Raw genomic sequence first — 19,297 nt, 5'->3', positions numbered from 1 at the left:
GAAGCGTTTTGGCACGAAGGCTACTCAAAAAAGCCTTCGTGCTCGCCGCCTCAGGCCGCACTATCCTTGACACGACTATTCAGAGAGCGCGCGGGCGCCTTCGCCTGATAGAAGCGTCGAGCGGCTTCATTACTCAAATCCTGAGTCGACGCTGACGGGTATTCCTTCTGCACCGTGTTCACAAGCGACGACGCAAGCTCCTGCGGAACTCCTAGAAGTAGCAACCTGGACACCGCGTCAATCGCCGATTCATTCCTCTCGTGCGCCATCGCTAGCTCTTGAAGCGCAAAACGTTTGGCGGCAGCTTCCGTCGAGCTGACGATGTCGTTGAGCGTATCGCCCAGCAAATCGTCGTAGGCCAGCATCTTTTCTCGTTTTCTTGACCGGATTGCATTCATCATCGGCTTCAACGAATTCATCTTCTCCTCAAAGACATCGTTCACTAAATCTTCAGATAATTGCTCATCTCCCGAACAAATCGCCTGATACTGCGACAACTGAAACAGCGGTACGGCCACGCCCGGTAAGCCTTGGGTCAAGTTGTACATGTTCTTCCGCAAGCCCGTAGACAAAGGCGTCGCCTTAGCGAGCCATTGGTACTTCTCCAGTTGATTGCAGAACCGCTCCCAGTCATCCTTATTTCTCATGCCCTCCCACGTCGTAACGCCTTGACTGCTGAGACGTCGTGCAGACCGAAGCGTCTTCCGGAAGAGCTGCGCCGCCTTCGGAGTTCCACTCACAATCACCGGTATCCCGACCACATTCGTGAGATTGACAAAGAAGTCGAAGAGCGGGTCATTCTTCGAGACGGCGTGCAACGCATTCTGCATCTCGTCAATAACGATGAGTCCCGTGTGATGCCGCTCGCAAATTCGGTGTAGCTTGTTCGCGTGGTCTGCCAAGGTCGCTCTCGAACCGACCTCCGCCATATAGTCCGTCCCGAGCAAGTCATCGAACTTCAGAATCAGAACCTTGAGGGTGTCCTTCAAGCTCGCTCCCTTCGGGCAATCGACCTTGACCCACACAACCTGATTGATTCCAAATTGCTCATGATGGACAACCTTCGGCATTAGGCGCAAAGCAGACTCCAGCGCCGTAGTTTTGCCACCTCCCGAAAGCCCGAAGATACCCGCACAGTAAGCATGTGAACGCTGATGGCGGTATATCGGCACGAGCTCGCCGGCTTGATTCGCCCGGTATCGGTCTTCGATGCCTCCGGTGTCAAGTCGAACGTCCCTGTCAACGTAGTGCTGGCGGACGATAACCTGAACTGTGCTCACGACGTCGAGATGAGCTGGAAGAGCCATCACAAACCGCGATAGCCGCCCGACCGCATGCAGGCGATACTCTTCAGAGTTTTCGCGCTCATGTGCTGAGAAAGCAATCGGAACGTCCAGCGCCTTCAAAATTGTCGCCTTATCCCAGATGGGGCCCAATGAAGAGATAAGCGGATTTTCCCGATACTCAGGCAGCAGGTCGTTGCCCTTGTAATACTGTGCCTCGACAGCCTCGACGCACTGTTTCACGGGCTCAGGCACCTCCGTTTGCTTCCCAGAGAGCAACTGCGTGACAGACTCCTTGATTTTCATGACGCGCTCCTATTTGTCCAGTTCCGCAAGCACCTGCCGAGCGCGCATCTCGCGACGCTCCTTGGAGGTCATGCGGTCAGCCCCGCCCGAAGGCGCAGCAGTGTCAGCTACAGATTGCTCAAAGGCATCTCCTTCTTCGTCATACGTCTCCTGTTCGACTTGGTCGGCCACACTGACTTCATGCTCAAGGCTCTTGATAAACCTCTTGAACGACACACCGGATTTGGTACGGTGTCTGGTCTTTCCACCTCTCTTCGAATCCCGCGCTATCGACGAGCTTGGGTCCGCGGAACGTTCGTCTTTGCGCGTTTCGTCCATATCATTGATGTCAGGACGCGACATGCCCGCCTCTTTCAACGCCTCCCGCGTCTTCAAATCTGCGTCCTTCGCAGCCTTCGATATGTTGTAGTAGGTCTTCGCCCGCTCAGCTTCGTCGGCTTCTTCCGCCATTCCCCGATTCGTTGCGTCAAGGTCTTTCCCGAGTTTCTGCTCTTGGTAAGTCACTCCAATTAGCTTCCCAGCTTCTCGGTCGGAAATTGGGCAGCTGATTGGCTCACCAAACCCATGTAGCAAAATACTGCTGTTGTCAGTTCTTTCGTAACTGATTTCCACCTCCGCTTTAGGCTTCCCTGCGCGGGACATCGACTGACGTTCCAAAAGCTCAAACGTCGGACACTTATAGTGAAAATCGTTGTGCAGTATTCCTTCTCCATCAATCTTGGCAGTCGTTTTTGGCATGACCTTTGCGCGGAACTCATCGACTGGCACGCGCCTTCCTCCGCAACCATTTACCTCGGACCCGTAATTCCAAAGATTGAGCGGTGTTGGAGCTTTTCCACGCTCAATCATTTCAGGTGGCGTGGGGTACCCACGAATCACGCAATTGTTGTAATGCAGCAGCGAGAGGCAAATGATTCGACGAAGCTCACCAATATGTAACGCAGCGTCCAACGCTGGATGTTGGTATCCACGGTCGAACGAGTCTTTTTCAACGACCCCCGGAACCAACGGATTCCAGATTGCTGGAATGATTCCGAATCTCCGCTCCATCACGCTGCGAAGGTCGGGTCGATAGGCCGGTGCATTCTGCACTTCCATTCGACAGTATTCGAACAAAGGATGTGCATTATGAACGCTACTAACCTCACCCTGGTCCGAATAAACGACTTCACAGAGACGATTAGCGGGCCATTGCTCTTCTCGAATATCGATGTCTAAAGTCCTACAGAACGCGACCTTTGGACTAATCGCATTGATAAGTGCCATCATCGCCCCAACCCAACACGGCGGGTCAAAAGTAAGGTAAAAGCCAACCGCCATTCTTGAGTAGTCGTCAATCACTAGATATAGGGTGGGTCGCCCTATAACTTTCATTCTTAGCATCTGCCCAACAAGGTAGATGTCGACGATAGTAGCGTCGATGTGGAATTTTTCCCCGGGTCCACGTGAGGTGCGCAGGGTACCGGTTAACGGTCGTTCATGAAGTAAATATCGTCTACGACCGACTTTGCGGGTGCGGCGTTGCTCATATGTAAAGTTTTGAAGGATGTAATGCTGAAGTTGTCGCTTCGTCAATACGACGCTGTCATCTAATTCAAGGTCGACCATTTCGCCTTGTTCGTTAAATATTGTCCGTTTTCTCAGGAACGTGCCACGCACCCACGATAGTGCATTCTCCAACGTCTTTTGAGACCGCTTTCCCTTCTTATATGCAAAACAGAAGTAGTGGTCGGCGGCTAGCGCAAGAAGACTATTGACAAATCGGCTCCGGGGCGATGCGCCATTTTTTCGACGCCAAGGGGTCTTCCCTGGTCGACACTTCCATTCGCGTTGCTCTCCGCGCCCTCCGCAAAGGTCGTAGTCGTCGGCGACAGCATCAGCACTCATTCCTCGCTGGCAAAATCTACGAAAAGTGCGATGAACCGTATCCTCAGAGATAGAGGATATTGCACAGTACCGCAGAATTCGCTTTCGGCGTGTCTCCTTATGAAGAAGCTCTTCGAACTCGTCTCCGTAGATAGAAGGCTCCGCCAGATTACCCTCCGCATCTCGTTTCCTATCAAACCCTAATAGCCCTTTTATGAGAAGCCACCCTTTCGATAGTATTGGCTTATTCACAAGTTCCTGATATATCGCCAATCGTCGTGACAGGAAAAAAGGCGGTGCCCTTCGTCTCGAAGCTGGATTGATGGGTGACTTGTCCAGAAGTTCGAGAGCGTCATCTCCAACATAATCGGATGAAAGACGAATTCGAAGGTCATCCGTCTTCTCCTTGAACGGTGCGGCTTTGTGAAACCTAAGTCTCGTGTCATGCTCAATGTCAATGAGATAAATCCATCTATTGTTCGCATCTGTTTTTAGGATGACGAATATCTTTCCGCTGCCGCGCTCTTTCAACAAATCACCCACGGCAAGCTCTGGCAGAGGTTGAGCCTTCATTGGCATGATTGCCTCCAACTTACGTATCGAATGAGATGACTAGACCGGCCGCTTGGGCTTCCAAACGTCACCTGTGAGCAATCGAACGGGGTCACTGGTGTTTAGGTCGAATGCCAAGGCTTTGCGACCTGCAAGTTGCCGGAACGCCTGGACTCCAGAACCAGATGGGAGCTGAAATTTGGAGTCTACATATCTACATGCGTCAACAACTCGCATGTCTTTCCGGCTTTTGAGGATACGCATAAGCTCGCTCTGCGCTGTCAACTCTGAGGCAGATAGCTGTCGTCCCACCGTATCGTTGTGGGCGCGAAAAATCCAAGCCAGATTCTTCGAGCGGTTCTTGTGCATCCCGTGAAATGCCACGGCTTTGAAAATTGCGGCGTCGTCCTCCCAAGTCCTTCGCTCAATCAACTGAGTACGCGTCAGAGTTGCTCTTCCGTCAGTCCTCGCTGACCTGACGGAAATGGCCTCCCGTTTGTACGTCCTACCTCGCCTGACGTTCAACACTAAGTCAGTGCTGAGTACAGCGGGCTCGGTTCGGCCTATGTATGTTGGATGGTCGATGTTTATGCATAGCGCTGCGCGCTGAGTTTTTCCTCTGTCGAGAGCCTGATGGTCAAAAATGGTCTCCACATCCGCTCGCCACCAAGCCTCCAGAAATGCAGCGTGCTCCGCCTCGGACATGAGATGCAGTTCGTCAGCAGCGGCCTTCTCGCAAACGAGACGGGTCTTTATGCCAGAACCCGGCATATCTCGTGTATGAATCCAACGCAGATATATTCCAGCCTTTCTCGCATCTTGCTGCTCTTTGAGTTTTCGATGAATCGTGCGCATCTTCATTTTCAGTGTCTTCGTCGACATGACTGACCTCCGAATCTCGATTGTGAGAATGTCCTCTACTTCTTTATAACGGTAAGTTATCCTATATTTTTTGATGATTTTGAATAATTTATGCCCGACCCAACCTATGACTGCATCGAACTGGCCAGCGGTTCAATTGTCGATGTGTCACGGGAAAGAACGAAAGCAAAGACACGCTAGTCTCAGCCCACGAGTCTCACCGCATCACCTTCATCCCGGAAGCGCCATGCCAATATTTTGTCGCTCGTGCGTCACTACGGCGACGTCGACCGTGCTAGAGGAGATACCGCTCACGCAGAAGCCGCCCAACGGCGAAAGAATTCTGATAGGCGTGGACATAGCTTTCGCGCTCACGCATCGCAGATGCAAGCCTAGCAGCTCTGGCGGACAGCGAGTTTCGCGACGATGGAGCGGGCGTCACGGATAGTTCCGAGTCTTTCCTCGCGTCTGCACAGCGAAACCGCCGCGGTTGGGCCACGAGTTCAGCTAGAGACAGAGCTTCGATTTCAGACAAACGCCCGACGCTCGGCTCAACAATCGTCGGCGACTTTCGCGCCCACTTATGATGGTTGATTTCATCTGCGACCACCATTTCTCGAATCACCGTCAGGCCAAAGATACGCAGGTAAAAGGCCAGCAGCATCCAATTGCAGTATCGGGAATCGATGGTGCACACAACTGCGATGCCGACCGTTATTAACTTCTGAACCTGATATGCAAAGCTGCACGGTGAGCCGAGATATTGCTCGACTCCGTCGATTCCCACGACGGACCGTGACGTACCGCAACACGTGGCATTCGCGGTTGCACCGAGTGCGGCGCGGTCGAGCCGGAGGCTGACGACGCCGCCTACGCAATCGACACGGAGTTTTGCCCCTCCAACTGCAGAGACCTCTTCCATCCGCTTATGTAGAACCGCTTGCCGGGCGGCTGATTTCGCGCCGTCGATAAAGAGGACCAGTTTGGGGTCGCGATTCCCGGATGCGGCGGGTAGCCCAGGAGGGGGCAAGCCTTTGTAGTTCGGCTCTTCCTGCACCGAACCCGGCCCTTTTGAGGCGGCCGCCGGCGCTAGCTTTTTTGGTCTACGCAGCGACGCTGGCTTGCGTGACGCCTCACTCGCGAGACGCTTTTCTGCCGACAGGCGGCCGCGGAAACTCGGACCGCTATCGACGTACAACGTCTGAAGGGGCGATTGAGTCTCAATGTTCGAGAAAACAAGGGACGAGTCCATATCTGCCTCCCAAATGGGCTTGACAAGAGGCTCGACCAGGCAGACTATGGCGTTGAGGATTACGCGGTCTGCTGGTCAGGCCGATAAAAAGCGGGCTCCCGGTCTGACCACCGGGGGCTCGTTTCATTTTCAGCACTCTCTTCCTACGGTCCGCATTGCATCATTCGGTCTCCCAGAGTCGCAGACGCCTGACTTCCCAGAGTCGTACTTAGGCAACACTGACAAGTCACAGGGAATAAACCGTCAATCTGCCGGGCTGAGTTTGTGTTGTTTCTTGGCGCATTTCAAGGAAAGATGTATTGCGTCCGCGGGAAGAATTGGCCGCCCCAATTTCGTCAGATGAGTTCCCGATTCTTGCCGGCCAGGTTGAGTGCTCGCACCCCGTTTTTCATTTCGTTGCGCACGCAACTTATTTTTTCGAGCCTTCCCTCCCTCGAATATTTGCACTTTGTGTCGCTGGTACAACTACATCACTGCAGCTCGATAGCGCAACATCGCTTCAGCGAGCATTTCGCTGTTCTCTATTGATATACCGCGTTTTATCTATTTCCCGCAGAGCGAATCCTGGCAGCGACTCCGAGAAGTTAACATCGCGTTCACAGGTTGCGCTTGCGCGTTTCAATCCGAACACGAGGAGATTGTTAACTCGAAGGAGACATGCAAGGAATTTAAGTTGCAGGACAGTTTCCTCCTGAAAGGATGCTTGCGGTATCGCCATTACATGGTGAACGCGCCACATTCTTTTCCGCGGTCCGCAGAACCGAAAAGATAGGGCTGCCCCGTACGATGGTTGCCCTGTAGGAAAATTTCAGAAGTGCCAATGCATCCGTTAAGGCGTCGATGGCAGCGCTGCTGCAGTGCACTATCGATTTATGTTACTGGTTCCCAAACGCTTGGAAGGCAGGCCGCAAAAGGACCTCCATTTGAGGTGTCGCACCGGATGTTGGCCGGTGAGCAACTTGCGCGTGGAACACCATTTGGCTCTGAAAAAGCGAGTTCTTCGGTCCCTCGGCCCATCCGACACGCGCACGGCGCTATTCCATACGGCATCATTTTCTTGGTCTTTGGGAATAGTCATATAACGGACGTCCCCGTCCCCGTCCCCGTCCCCGTCCCCAGACAATAACGACTTGGCTGTGAGTGCAACGTCTACGTGTTTGAACGTCAGAGAGCGCTCCGCTGGCCGAAGAAGTCTGTGGGCACTGCATAGGAAAAAAACGAGTTTGCGATAACCCGTCTTATCGCGCATGCCGCCTGAGCGTCCTAAACTGTTCTTATGAAAACCGCCCCTGTCTCGGCCCGCCCGGCCGCCCGACCCGGGAACGGACTGTCTGCAGAATTGCCCGCTCCCCTGACCGTCACGCTGCCCGACCTCGCGTCGCTCGCGACACTGCGCGCGTGGCACGAAGGTCTTACAGCCCGCGAAGCCGTCACGCATTACCTCGACCACGCCCGTGACGACGGTCAATCTTCGCGCGGCGTCATCGCACGCATCCGCCGGCATCTCGCGGCCTGCGCCCGCGCACGCCAGCGCTACGACCTAATTCCGCTTTTTGCCATTCACGCCGCCAGTCGGACGCAATACGCCGCCCAAGTCGTCGGTGCCATCGACACCCTGCGTGCCACGGCAATCCCGGCGCCACAGCCCGCAGACGCAGTGGACCAGTGGCTCGCGCCACGTACGGCACGCGTACTCGCGGCCGTAGGGATACGGTCTCTTGGTGAACTGATGCTCTTCAGGCTGCGGCGGCGCCGCTGGTGGCAGCCGGTGCCGGGACTCGGAGCAGCCGGTGCGCAGGCGGTAGCAACGTGGTTCGATACGCACCCGAAACTCACGCGTCGCGCCGCGCATGTGGCTGAGCACAGCGAAGGCGCGGGGCAGTTGCACCCTGTCTGGTCTTTGGCTTCGCTGCCCGCGAACCTTGACGGCTCGCAGGGACGCTATCGCGCGCCGCCTGAGACCTGCGGCCTTGCCGCCACGACGGATGTCGAAGCCGTCATGGCGTGGCTCGGAATGCACGAGTCAGCACATACTACGCGCGCCTACCGGCGCGAGGCCGAACGCCTGCTCCTTTGGGCCACAGTTGAGCGACGCAAAGCGCTCTCGTCGCTGACGACAGAGGATGCGACCTCATTTCGTACCTTCCTGCGGCGGCCGGTGCCCGCTGCGCGCTGGGTCGGCCCGCACTGCCCACGCTCTTCACCCTCATGGCGTCCGTTCGAGCGGGCATTAACACCGCGCTCCGCCGCCTACGCACTGACGGTGCTGCGCGCGCTCTTTGCCTGGCTCGTCGACCAGCACTATGTCATCATCAATCCGTTCGCTGGTGTCACGGTTCGCGGTGCGCGTCCGCGCACGCCTTTCGATACCGCGCGAGCGCTAGATGACAGCGAGTGGAAGACCGTTAGAGCATTCGCCAGCAGGCTGGAGCGTCATGGCTGGACGGTAGCTGCAGCTCAACGCCTGCGTTTCGTGCTTGATTTTGGATATGCGACGGGCCTGCGGGCGAGCGAACTTGTGAGCGCGAAACTAGGCGACGTCGGGCGGGACCAGCGAGGAGCCTGGTGGCTCGATGTGACTGGAAAAGGCACAAAAACGGGGCGAGTCGCGTTGCCGCCACTCGCGAGACAAGCGTTGCGCCAGTATTTGAAGGAGAGACGACTGCCAGTGGCCCGCACTCGCTGGTTAGCGACGACGCCACTGCTCGCCGCGCTCGCCAGGGACGAAACTACAAGCCGGCGATGCGCACAGGACACGTCGGGCCATCGCGGTATCAGTGCGGCGCGATTGCGACAGATGATGAGTGAGCTTTTCCAGGAGGTCGCGGAGCTTGTGAAAGCCCGTAATCCGGCACTCGCCGCGAGGCTGCTGCATGTAAGTCCCCACTGGCTGCGACATACGCACGCCACGCATGCGCTCAACGCTGGAGTCGAGCTTGTGGCCGTGCGTGACAATCTTCGGCACGCTTCGATTGCGACGACTTCGACCTACTTGCATGGAAACGACAGGCGCCGCGCACAACAGGTCGGCGCTGCATTCGGACGTACCCTCTCGCGGTCATAGCGTTCAACGCAACGAGGCTTCATCTGCTAAACGAGCGCGATGGCTGCGCTGGGGGAGACAAATCTCACCCACCAGCGCTGACGCTGCCCTTGTGATTCCGTATCAATATCCATCCTCGTCAGGACAAGAGGTTTGTGTATTGAATGCCGGCCGCATCGAGCACCGGCAGAAATTCAACTGGCACTTGAGCGAAGTTGACTGCACCGTTCGTACCTTACTCTCCGGCGGTTCCACGAAGATATGCACGCCCTGCTCGCGACGCCAGGTTACAAAAAGGGCACGGAACTCGCGAGCTTATGTCGCAGATATTGCGATTGTGGTCATTGCGTACTCCCAGCTTAACTTAGGTTTGAACCATAGTGGCTCTATGCATCACCTACCGACGTAAACGCCGACAAATAGCCCGGCCGGAGAGGTCTCGGTACCAACGACGATGAAAATGGCACCCACGAGCCTTGCACGCGCAGCGTGCTCAAGGCGCGGGTCGTGAACGAGCCAATTAGGTCCATGCGCGTGACTTCGCGCGGGACGACTCTTGGCAATCCGAGACCGTGAGGGCAACATCCGGTCGACCGCTAGGACGGACGCCAAGATAGTGCCGTTCAATGTTATCTAGGACACGTCGGCCGAATGCCTGCCGCATTTGCCCTAGAAAGCGGTCGAACAGAATCGGCAAAAAATTATCGCCCTCGCTTCTTCGCTACCGCAGCTCGAATGTCTTTCTCGCTGACAGCACCAGTTTTATCGCGCATGGTCTTCAGAGTCGTATTTGGCCCGAAGCCCTCGATGGGTTTCGGCAGATTCTTGTTCATCGTATTGCCGTGCTTCTGGTCTATTTTTCCGTCCTTGTCGCGATGGCGACCATCAAGTCCGGGCTGCTTCATGTTTGCTCTCCAGTTGATTCTGACATGGGAACTGCAGGACGACCTCATTTCCCCCGCAAATGCTCAGGTAGTGAGGCAACTGCAGGCGACACAAAACGCTTTTGAGACTGTCAACACGATGAGACGACCTACTCTTTCAAAACGGACCGACGAAGCATCGGCTTTCCACAATCGACCGCTAGAGCGTGCTCGTTCTCGCCCAGAACAGCCCCTAGCAATCGACGCATGCCTATGAATACTCCTTTGGCGATACTTTCTGACTTTGTCGAGTTCCTTTACTGTTGAGCAACCTTACCGGTCGCGGCTATCTCTGCCAGCGCAACATTCTGGTCGGCATACCACCGAATAAGGCATTCGCGCTCATGGCATTGCTGCTCGCGGTAATTCCATTGAGCCCGAGTCCGCTCTTTGAATGCTATGGGGTCGTCTGCAACTGCCTTGGCCTTCGCGTAGATTGCGGCCAACTGAACGTCATCTGAGGCCAGCTCAGCGTCGCTACATATGATGTGCTCCGCGTCAGAATGAGCCTTCGAACAATCAAAGCTGGTCTGCTGAAATGAAGTCGTTTGAGCCGAAGGCGCGGCGTCTGTACCTGCAGCCTCCTGCGCCCAGCTTGATAGTGGAGTGACGCCGACGCGCAAGTCAGGCCACTGGAATATCTTTATCGAGGCGTTACCCGAAGAGTTTGAGGTTTGCTTGACGAGCATCACGCCTTTGCCTGATGTTGCATCGACAGCAAACGCGGCTTGCTCCGTACTGCACTCATGTTCTTTGCACCCTTGCGCGACCAGATACCCGTCTTGCATCTGAATCCCGGAAGAGTTGACCACAGCAAGGCGCTCCGAGATTTTTTTCCAGTCCGCTCGCGAGACGCCGTTGAAAGCAGAACGGAATCGTTTGTCATTCACGACATCAGATGGGTACTTACCCACAAGCCAGCTAAAGTCCGGAACCGGATGAGCTGTATTCAATGTCGTGGCAGTAGCTGCGGCCGGCACGACGCCATTCGAACCGACTGCGCTTGTGGCGGATTGAAGCGTTGGCTGTTCGCCATTGCCATTCGACGGTAAGTGATGAGGATAGCCGATGACGGTGTAGATGACCGCCATCGCAGTGACTGTTGCGGATGCCGCTGCCTTGAGGGCAACATAGTCATTACTCGAACGGATGGTTGGGCGCGGCGTAACCTCCACAGCTAGTTTGGACTGAAACCACTCGTTCGCCTCCTTGACGGCTTGGGAGGAAACGGACTTCTTGCGCATGAAACTGAGGGTCTTGTATCCACCGTAGGCAAGCGCGAATCCAGTCAAAGCAAGCCCCACGGGAACGCTAAGCACGGCCATGAGAAAACAACCCAACAGCGCAGCAAAGAGAGGACCAACGAATCCAGGAGCCCTCGGCCATGCCTGCACTCTAGCCATCAAAGCGCTCGCGGCTGTCTGCAGTTCACCGCGAGGTCCTTGCGCCGCGGCACATTTGTGCTCCATCTCGTAGACCGCCAGCATCGCCTTTTCTTTTTCTGCGAGGGAGACCGTGCCGATGTCTACGGCTAACTTGATAGCTTTCGTTGTGAGCGCCAAATCGTGAGCGAGCGTATTGAGAAACGGTTGAAACGCCTCGAGCTTGACCGCTTCACCGATGTCATCATCTTCGACATAAACACCATGGGAGATGAAATACTGTCGTAGCGCATTCGTTGTGCGTGACTGCACCTTGTAGACGAAGTCCTGCGTTGCCTGCTCTCTCTTTGATAAGTTGTCGGTATTCATATATTCAGACCCGGTGCTCGCAGATGTGCCGTGACTGTTCCGACGGCCCGATTTCCTGCCCTTCAAACTTGTCGTATATCTGATTCCGGTTCCCGGAATACTTGTGGTGATGCGGCCACGGGTGTTGTACGTGAAGCCCTTTCCACCAATGGATGTGCTGATTCCGCTCTTGCTGAGATTGATGCGGATACCGGGTGCGATTTTTATGCTTTTCCTAAAACCCCAACCCATGTTGTCCCCCGGAATGCCTTGTGAGCGAACGAAAGTCGCCCGTACGGAAAGGAAATTTTCTGCCAGTTGTGCAGACGGTCGGACACCTGTCATGCCGACCGTCGTATTGTTTTAGTCTTGAGAGTCAACCTCCGGAAGTGGCCTTCGTCGCACTTGACCAAGCTATTTCCAGACGCATTCTGCTGCCTGCGTTAAGCTTGCGAAGACCCACTTCTCGGGCCATCGCCGGCACGCCCGACTCTTCGTCATGTCCTGCCTGCATCATGTCGAACGCGAGTGCTCGGAGTTCGGCAAGAGAAATTTCATCGACTGACCGTGCGGTGCCATCAATGGGCCGCCGGAATTGAATCTGCACATCAGCCGATTCACCTTTAGCTCGGAAAAACGTCCCCACATCCTCTGGGTCGCTGCGGAAGTGTTGCGACGCCAACCGGACGACTCGGTCCTGGATTTTTGCGCCTGTCCGAACCCAGCCATGCGCCCGCGCAATACGACGCGCCAGCACTTCGTCCCGAACCGGTCCTTCCACACGCACGACGTGTTCAATCAACCGAAGTAGCGTTGGGTTATAGACGACGTCGAAAAATGAGTTGGCATCGACCGCGTATCCCTCAAGGGTTAAATCGACCTCCGCAAAACGTCCCTCGACCTGGTCGCTTGAATGAGCAGCGGGGGCATTCCGAGCGTAGGTAACGGGCAACATGGCAGCGTCCGTCACCAATTTCACCTCGCTCGACACGTCGGTTGTCGTATCTGCCGACAGGTCCATCTGCTCATCCGGCATTGCCATTACGTCTGCGATAACCTGCTCCGCGAGGACTGTCGCGTCCAGCTCGGTCTGCGCTCGCTTTGCCCGCTGTTCGGCGAGCAACTCCTCGAGCTGACGATGAACCTTCTCGACGGTCCCATGCATGTCAATCCACCAATCGGTCGACCAGATGCGCAGGATGTCCCAACCGAGGCCACGCAGAACTTGTTCACGCAACTTGTCGCGGTCGCGGGCTGTTGCAGAACGATGATAGGTCGCACCATCACATTCAACACCGGCTAGGTAACGTCCAGGCGCGTCCGGGTCGACTACACCGAGGTCAATGCGGAAAGCCGACACACCGACCTGCGGATGCAAAGTCCAGCCTCTCTCGGTGAGCGCGTTCGATACAGCTTTTTCAAATGGGCTGTCGAAGTCTCCGACGCTACCTGTAACCGCCTCGCCGAGCGCGCGCGCACCGCGGTCCGCAAACTCTAGGAAGTGCTTCAGGTCACGCACTCCAAGCGCCTGAGTTCTCGCCAAGTCCATCTGCTCTGGACGGAAGCTGCCGAAGACTCGAAGCTCCTGCCTCGCACGGGTAATCGCAACATTCAGCCGACGCTCCCCACCCTGTTGGTTCATCGGGCCGAAATTCATTGGCATAGTGCCGTCAACCCCCGGGCCATAGGTGGTTGAAAAATACATGATGTCCCGCTCATCACCCTGCACGCTCTCCAGGTTCTTTACAAACACGGGCTCAAGCTGCGTTTCCAGGAAGAAGTGCTCAATGGATGGGTCTTTACGACGTTCTTCGTCGAGCAAGTCTTCGATGAGAGACTGCTGTTCAGAGTTGAACGTCACCACGCCGATGGTCAACTCACTGTCACGAAAGCCGGGCGCTTTCATTTTGCCGACCAGGTCGGCTACCAGCGCTTTCGCTTCTGGCTTGTTTGTTCGCGCCCCGCCACGCTCGTATTGGCCATTCGCAACATGATTAAAGCTGACAGCACGGTCGTTTGTGACCGGACTTGGGAACGTCACCAGGTCCCCGTCGTAGTAACGATGATTCGAGAATGCAATCAGACTTTCATGGCGGCTACGATAGTGCCACGACAGCTTCATCGTCGGCAGGTTGGCACCGATACACTCCTCAAGGATGCTCTCGAGCTCAGTTTCGACATCAGTGTCATCAATGTCCGATTCCGCGCGGTCGAAGAAACTTGTCGGTGGCAACTGTTTCGGGTCACCTACCATGATGACCTGTTTCGCACGCGCCATTGCTCCAATGGCGTCCCACACTGGAATCTGTGATGCCTCGTCGAAGATGACGACATCAAAGTTCGCCGTCTCAGCCGGCAGATATTGCGCAATCGATAGCGGGCTCATCAGAAGGCATGGCGTCAGGCGCATCACGGCGCCCGAAGCTTGAGACATCAACTCGCGAAGAGGCAGATGGCGAGTCTTCTTTTGCATTTCGTATCGCAGCAGGCCCCATTCAGAGCCTCGTGATACACGGTCCGGCGAGGGATGCCCGGCCGAAAGCTGTGCACGTACCCAAGATTGCGTCAGGCCGATGAACCGTTCGTCAAGCTCCCGGAAATCCCGAATGCGTTTTTCATGCTCTGCGGATACAAAGGTGCGCAACACCTCGTCTACATCGACAACTGCATTCAACCACCATCGACAGTAGTCGGTTTCGAACGCTTCTTTTACGCGTCCGAGCTGGATTGCGCCCTGTTCAACGCCGGCGACAACGGGAGCAAGCCGCAACGCAAGAGCCGCCGCGCGGGTCTTGCGCCACGCACACCATGCATTCAACCGGTTCGAGCTAGCTAGGACGTCGCTTGCGCGTGCGGCCAGTGCCGCAGGAAGAAGTGCACCCAGAGTCGCGACATCAGAGCTCGGCAAGCCGCTCGCGACCGTAAAATGTGTAACTGCCTGATTAAACGCCTGTAGCGCCTCGGCATACATACGCCCAGCACCCGCAATCGCACCTGTTGGCTCAAGCAGAACATTGCTATCACCCAATAGCAAAGCAATCGGGCTCTTTACCGCTGCCAGCGCCTCAGGCGAATTTGCCATCAATGCGAGCGCGCCCGACAGCGATTCGAAGAAATCAAGCGCTGGTTCAATTGCCTCTAGTTTTGTCGGCAAAGCGTTCCAGAGTCCGCCGGTCTTCGCCGGAAGGTCGTCAAACTCCTTGAGACGAACACCGAGCGCAACCAGCTCGCGCATCTTCTTGAGGTCCGCCGACGCGACGGCACCCGCGCTACCGCGTTCGATAACGCTAAAGCCCTCGTCCTGCCAATAACTACTGGCCACTGCTGCTGCCAGCGCACTCTGAAAAACGACGTACGTCTTCGCGACAGCCAAATCCGTTTTATATCCAACCCATACGCCGTCTGTCTCTTCTTCGAGTCCGGAAAGGCGATTGATAACCTGGTCAATTTGGCGAAGTTCTCTGATGCGAGCGAGGTCTTCACGCGCCGTCTCGCCACACTGACCCCGGCTAACCGGGTCAAGCCCAACATCTTCCCAAATAGCCCGTACCCGAGCCTGGTCTAGGGCGGTCTGGAAGCCAAGGGAAGCCCGTGCGACATCAAGTTCGGTCTTCAGCCCCAGCCATGCATTCGATGTGGGCAACGACAGGTCGTCGAGCGCTTTTATCTCTTCCTGAAGTGAATCAATCTGTCTAAGACGTTCGATGTCACCGCCAATGTCCGGCTCGCCTCCGCCAGCCGACAACTCCACCAGTTTCTTCGAAAGCGAGCGGCGCCGCATCATGCTCATCGGCCAGGACGAATCCTGCAGTTCCCGCCAATCGAACTGGAGTTGCTGAACCGTTGCCGTTGAAATAGTGTCTTTGTATTTGAGCGACAGCTGGTCAACTATGTCTTGGCGCTTTCGCAGGAGCTCAATGCCGGCCGAAAGCCGTGACCTTAGTGATTCGTTCCACGGCTGGGAAAGCTGCGAATGAAGTTCGTGGTAGCGAGTGAGCTGGACGATACCTTGCCGTACATCCTCCAAGACTTGGTTGCCCTGCGGCGCTGAAAGCGAAGCGTGCAGCTCGCGGTGTCGTTCGACCAATGGTTTCGCGACGCGCAGATTATCTGCGATGGTTTTTGCATCCGGACGCAGGACAAACTGCCAATCGTGCCCAGAGGCAGAAGGCAAAGTCGCAGCCAGAAGACGTAGGCCTTCCCTCACGCGCGCATCGAGAACAGGCGGCGGCAACCCCACGGTGGTACTCAGTTGTGCAGTTGCAGCTTCAAGACGGGCAACCACGGGGCCAATGGCACGGGCCGAATCGAGCAACGAGGCTTGCCATAGCGGCGACCATTCGGTCTGAACCACGTGAGCAAGCGGGCTGGACGTCAGCTGCCCCTCTCCCATCACTTTCGCGTGAACATCAAGCAGCTCGGCCGTCTCACGCAGCGTTCGCATAGCAACTGAGTCGTGAACCCGAGCGGAAGGCCATGACAGCTGCAAGACGGGCAAGTCATGCCCGGCGACAATGCGACCGATGGCCTCATACACGCTGAGTCCGTTCGGGTATCTCAGATGCAGACGTTCAACATACCCATTCAACTGGTCGCGCAATCGCTCCAGTCGAGCGGCCTCCGCGTGCCATTCATCTGGCGCCATGGCCGCAGCGGAATCCCACGAAGTACGAAGCTGCTCGAGCACTTCCGTCTTACGTGCTTTGCTGGAATGCAATTCGAGACAGAAATTGCCAAGACCAACATCGGCGAGGCGCCGGTATACGACATCGAGCGCTGCCATCTTCTCTGAAACAAACAGCACACGCTTTCTTTCCGCCAGACACTGGGCAATCAGATTCGAGATGGTCTGGCTCTTCCCAGTTCCTGGAGGTCCAATCAGGACGAAGTCTTTTCCTTTGCTTCCCGCCACGACCGCGGAAAGCTGCGACGAATCGGCCGGTAGTGGGCAGAATGTGTTCTTCACCGGCAGTTCTGCGTCGAGCCTTCTGGCGTCAGGAAACTCAATCGCGCTCTCATAGGAATCGCGCGGCGTTTCAATCAGATGCTTTACGACCGCGTTCTGTTTGAGCTGCTCGGTTCGCTCGGTCAAGTCCTTCCACATCAAATACTTTGCGAAAGAGAATGTAGCGAGAACGACTTCTTCGACTACCTCCCAACCCTTGATGTCCTTGACTGCGCTCGATACGGTTTTCCAGATTCCCGCGACATCCAACCCCGAATCATCCTTCGGCAGCTCGGTGTCCTGGATGCCCAGCTCCAGTTCGAAATCCTGGCGAAGCATTTCAATCAGCGTCGGATTGAAACGTGGTTCGTCATCGTGCAAAGTCAGGCTGAACCCCGAGCGCGCGCTTCGCCGCTCAAGCGACACAGGAACAAGAATGAGTGGCGCGCGATACTTCTTGTCGTCCTTCGCTTCACGTGTCCAGGAAAGAAAGCCCAGCGCCAAATACAAGGTGTTGGAACCACCTTCCTGCAAGTTTGTGCGTGAGGTCCGAAAGAGTTCGACCAGACGAGTATCCATCTCGTCTTGCGAGAGCCCTACGAAAACCTCTCTTCGCTTCAATGCGTCAATCGCATGGGAACGACGAATGTTTTCGCGCTCCCGAGCTTCATGGATTGCCTGGCTACGTGGGTCGTTGCCGTCCATCAAATCGGGACGCGTGAGCAGCTTGATGGCGTGCCCCTCCGCCAGAATATCTTCCAGCTGGCCGGGGTCAGGCGCTTCTAGCTTCAGCGATTTCTTGCCAGCCTTGAAACTGAGCAGATTATTGCGGAGTGACAGGTCAAGTAGCTTCCGTTGCCAACGAGTCAGCCGGTCCTCCGGGCGTTCGACAGCCTTGTCTTCCGAGGAGTTTTCCAGCTCCTCTGGCAGGTCCGGAGCAACCTCGAACCCTCTCTCGAGATTGACCTCCTCCGTCCCGACAGTGCCACGCTCAATCGGCTGCTCGCTGGCAAGCGGCCTGATACGCTGCATTCGCGCGCGGCGGATGTCGATAGCCAAATGGAATTTCCGCTCTGCCTCTTCGGAAATCTGCTCCTCGCCGTTCGCAATAGCAAAGCTGAATGCCGGATGAGGGCGATGCGTGAGCATCGTCGACTCAAACAGCACCATCTCCTTCAATTTCACGCGTTTCCGGAGCGCCGTAACATCATCGATAACGGACGTCGAGAATTCTTCCGGTTTCAGCCAGACGCCCGGGAATGCGTGTCCATCCGTGAAAATGAGCACGGCGTTGAGACCGGCCTGTTCGAGCGCGGCACACACAAACAAAGCGAGGTCAAGACAGGTCCCAAGGCCCGAGTCGGCTATCTGGCTGGGGCTACGCACCTTCTGCCCGGACTGCTCGAAGCTTGCCGGCGGCACCGCGTAGTCAATGCCCATTGAGCCGATGGCATTCCAGATGGCGGATGCCAATTCCCAAGCTCGCTTTGCACCTTCCTGATACCCGTTGATAGCCCCTGACTTGCCTGCTTTGTGAAGGACGTCCGCAGCCTTCTTCAAGACCCGCTCTACCGCCTGCTCGTTCGGCTGAACGAATGCCGCGACCATATCGGGAAGAGCCGATAGGCCGCCCCACTGGTTACGTGGCAATAATTCGACTGTTGTCTCAAATGAAGCAAGCTCAACGGGATTTTCCGACTCCGCCGTCAGCTTGAAAGTGATGAGTGCCTTTTCCGACTCGGTCAGCCGGCCGAGAAGCGCTCCGTCCAGCGACAGGTCGAGGTCGCTGATGCGCACATCTTTTCCGGTCGCGATGTGGTCGAGGTGCCATGTCTTCGGCTTGAAAAATGACGGCTCGGAGGATACGGTAAGCTTCAACTCCTTAACGTCATCGGTCGTCTCGTTGGCAAGCGAGAGTTCGTGGACAACCGGGATGGCATTCTGGAAATCGGCCAGATTTATTTTGCCGGCGAGCGTCGCTTTAATCTGCACGCAACGTGGCTCCTCCGGCATTTCAGCCGGCTCAACAATAGTCTCATCCATCTGGCCCCCAAAGCCTTCCGCTTGTACGTCTTCTCTCAATTTGATTATGCCGTCGCCCCGTCGCGCCCAATATGCCGAACAGGCATTCAGAATATGCGCTTTTTATGGAATCGAGTAGCACGCTTCCGACGGGTTTCCCGCCCCGTCGAATAATCTCATATTGGTGGAGACACTTGCTATGGCGTGTACCGAAAAAGCCGCGCTTGCTCACTTACTTGGCAGCCGGTTTGAAACGAATCGGCTCAGCCTGACGAGCCCCGGGGTAACGAATAGAAGCAATACGCAAACGATTGCGAAGCGCTGGAGAAGTATTCCATATCGAATTCGGGCCATGACACTGAAGCGGCTGAGCATCTGTGGGCGATGCTTACCGAGCCGATACGACGATGATTCATCGCGGCCGACTGCGACAATAGCGCGCCGGATGACGGGCTGCACGCGTGATAACGACAACGCTCCTGCACGCCCGGAAATGTCCCTTCAAGTGCTGGTC

The 19,297-nt window shown here is 56.0% G+C and carries 8 protein-coding genes; 1 reads left to right on the top strand and 7 read right to left on the bottom strand.

Annotated features, from left to right (window positions below):
* Nucleotides 1–50: 50 nt before the first annotated feature.
* The 4 genes from G3O01_RS14485 to G3O01_RS14470 form a co-directional block, all read right to left on the bottom strand.
* Nucleotides 51–1,589: an ATP-binding protein gene (locus G3O01_RS14485; RefSeq protein ID WP_205805705.1), complete on the bottom strand. Its 1,539-nt coding sequence runs from the start codon at nucleotides 1,587–1,589 to the stop codon at nucleotides 51–53.
* 9 nt (nucleotides 1,590–1,598) lie between these two features.
* A complete protein-coding gene (locus G3O01_RS14480; protein ID WP_205805704.1) occupies nucleotides 1,599–4,034 on the bottom strand; it encodes a DDE-type integrase/transposase/recombinase in 2,436 nt (811 codons plus the stop codon).
* Nucleotides 4,035–4,067: 33 nt separating this feature from the next.
* Complete coding sequence (locus G3O01_RS14475) at nucleotides 4,068–4,889, bottom strand: TnsA endonuclease C-terminal domain-containing protein (protein WP_205805703.1); 822 nt, start codon at nucleotides 4,887–4,889, stop codon at nucleotides 4,068–4,070.
* Between the two features lie 274 nt (nucleotides 4,890–5,163).
* Nucleotides 5,164–6,120, bottom strand: a complete 957-nt coding sequence (locus tag G3O01_RS14470; protein ID WP_205805702.1) for a hypothetical protein — start codon at nucleotides 6,118–6,120, stop codon at nucleotides 5,164–5,166.
* 1,276 nt (nucleotides 6,121–7,396) lie between these two features.
* On the opposite strand from G3O01_RS14470, the gene G3O01_RS14465 reads away from it, so the two are divergent.
* On the top strand, nucleotides 7,397–9,184 hold the full coding sequence (locus G3O01_RS14465) for a phage integrase family protein (RefSeq protein WP_205805701.1): 1,788 nt from the start codon (nucleotides 7,397–7,399) through the stop codon (nucleotides 9,182–9,184).
* 680 nt (nucleotides 9,185–9,864) lie between these two features.
* Here the strand turns inward: G3O01_RS14465 and G3O01_RS14460 are convergent.
* The 3 genes from G3O01_RS14460 to G3O01_RS14450 form a co-directional block, all read right to left on the bottom strand.
* Complete coding sequence (locus G3O01_RS14460; RefSeq protein ID WP_175151234.1) at nucleotides 9,865–10,068, bottom strand: hypothetical protein; 204 nt, start codon at nucleotides 10,066–10,068, stop codon at nucleotides 9,865–9,867.
* A gap of 275 nt (nucleotides 10,069–10,343) precedes the next feature.
* Nucleotides 10,344–12,068 (bottom strand): DUF4236 domain-containing protein, encoded by a 1,725-nt coding sequence (locus tag G3O01_RS14455; protein WP_205805700.1) that lies wholly within the window; start codon nucleotides 12,066–12,068, stop codon nucleotides 10,344–10,346.
* A 124-nt stretch (nucleotides 12,069–12,192) separates the two neighbouring features.
* Nucleotides 12,193–18,804: a DUF3320 domain-containing protein gene (locus G3O01_RS14450; RefSeq protein ID WP_205805699.1), complete on the bottom strand. Its 6,612-nt coding sequence runs from the start codon at nucleotides 18,802–18,804 to the stop codon at nucleotides 12,193–12,195.
* Nucleotides 18,805–19,297: the final 493 nt, after the last annotated feature.

The organism is Burkholderia sp. Ac-20365 (genome assembly GCF_017104715.1).
Taxonomy (GTDB): Bacteria; Pseudomonadota; Gammaproteobacteria; order Burkholderiales; family Burkholderiaceae; genus Paraburkholderia.
The sequence above is the reverse complement of the archived record's forward strand: the minus strand, read 5'-3'. Positions and strand labels throughout refer to the sequence as shown.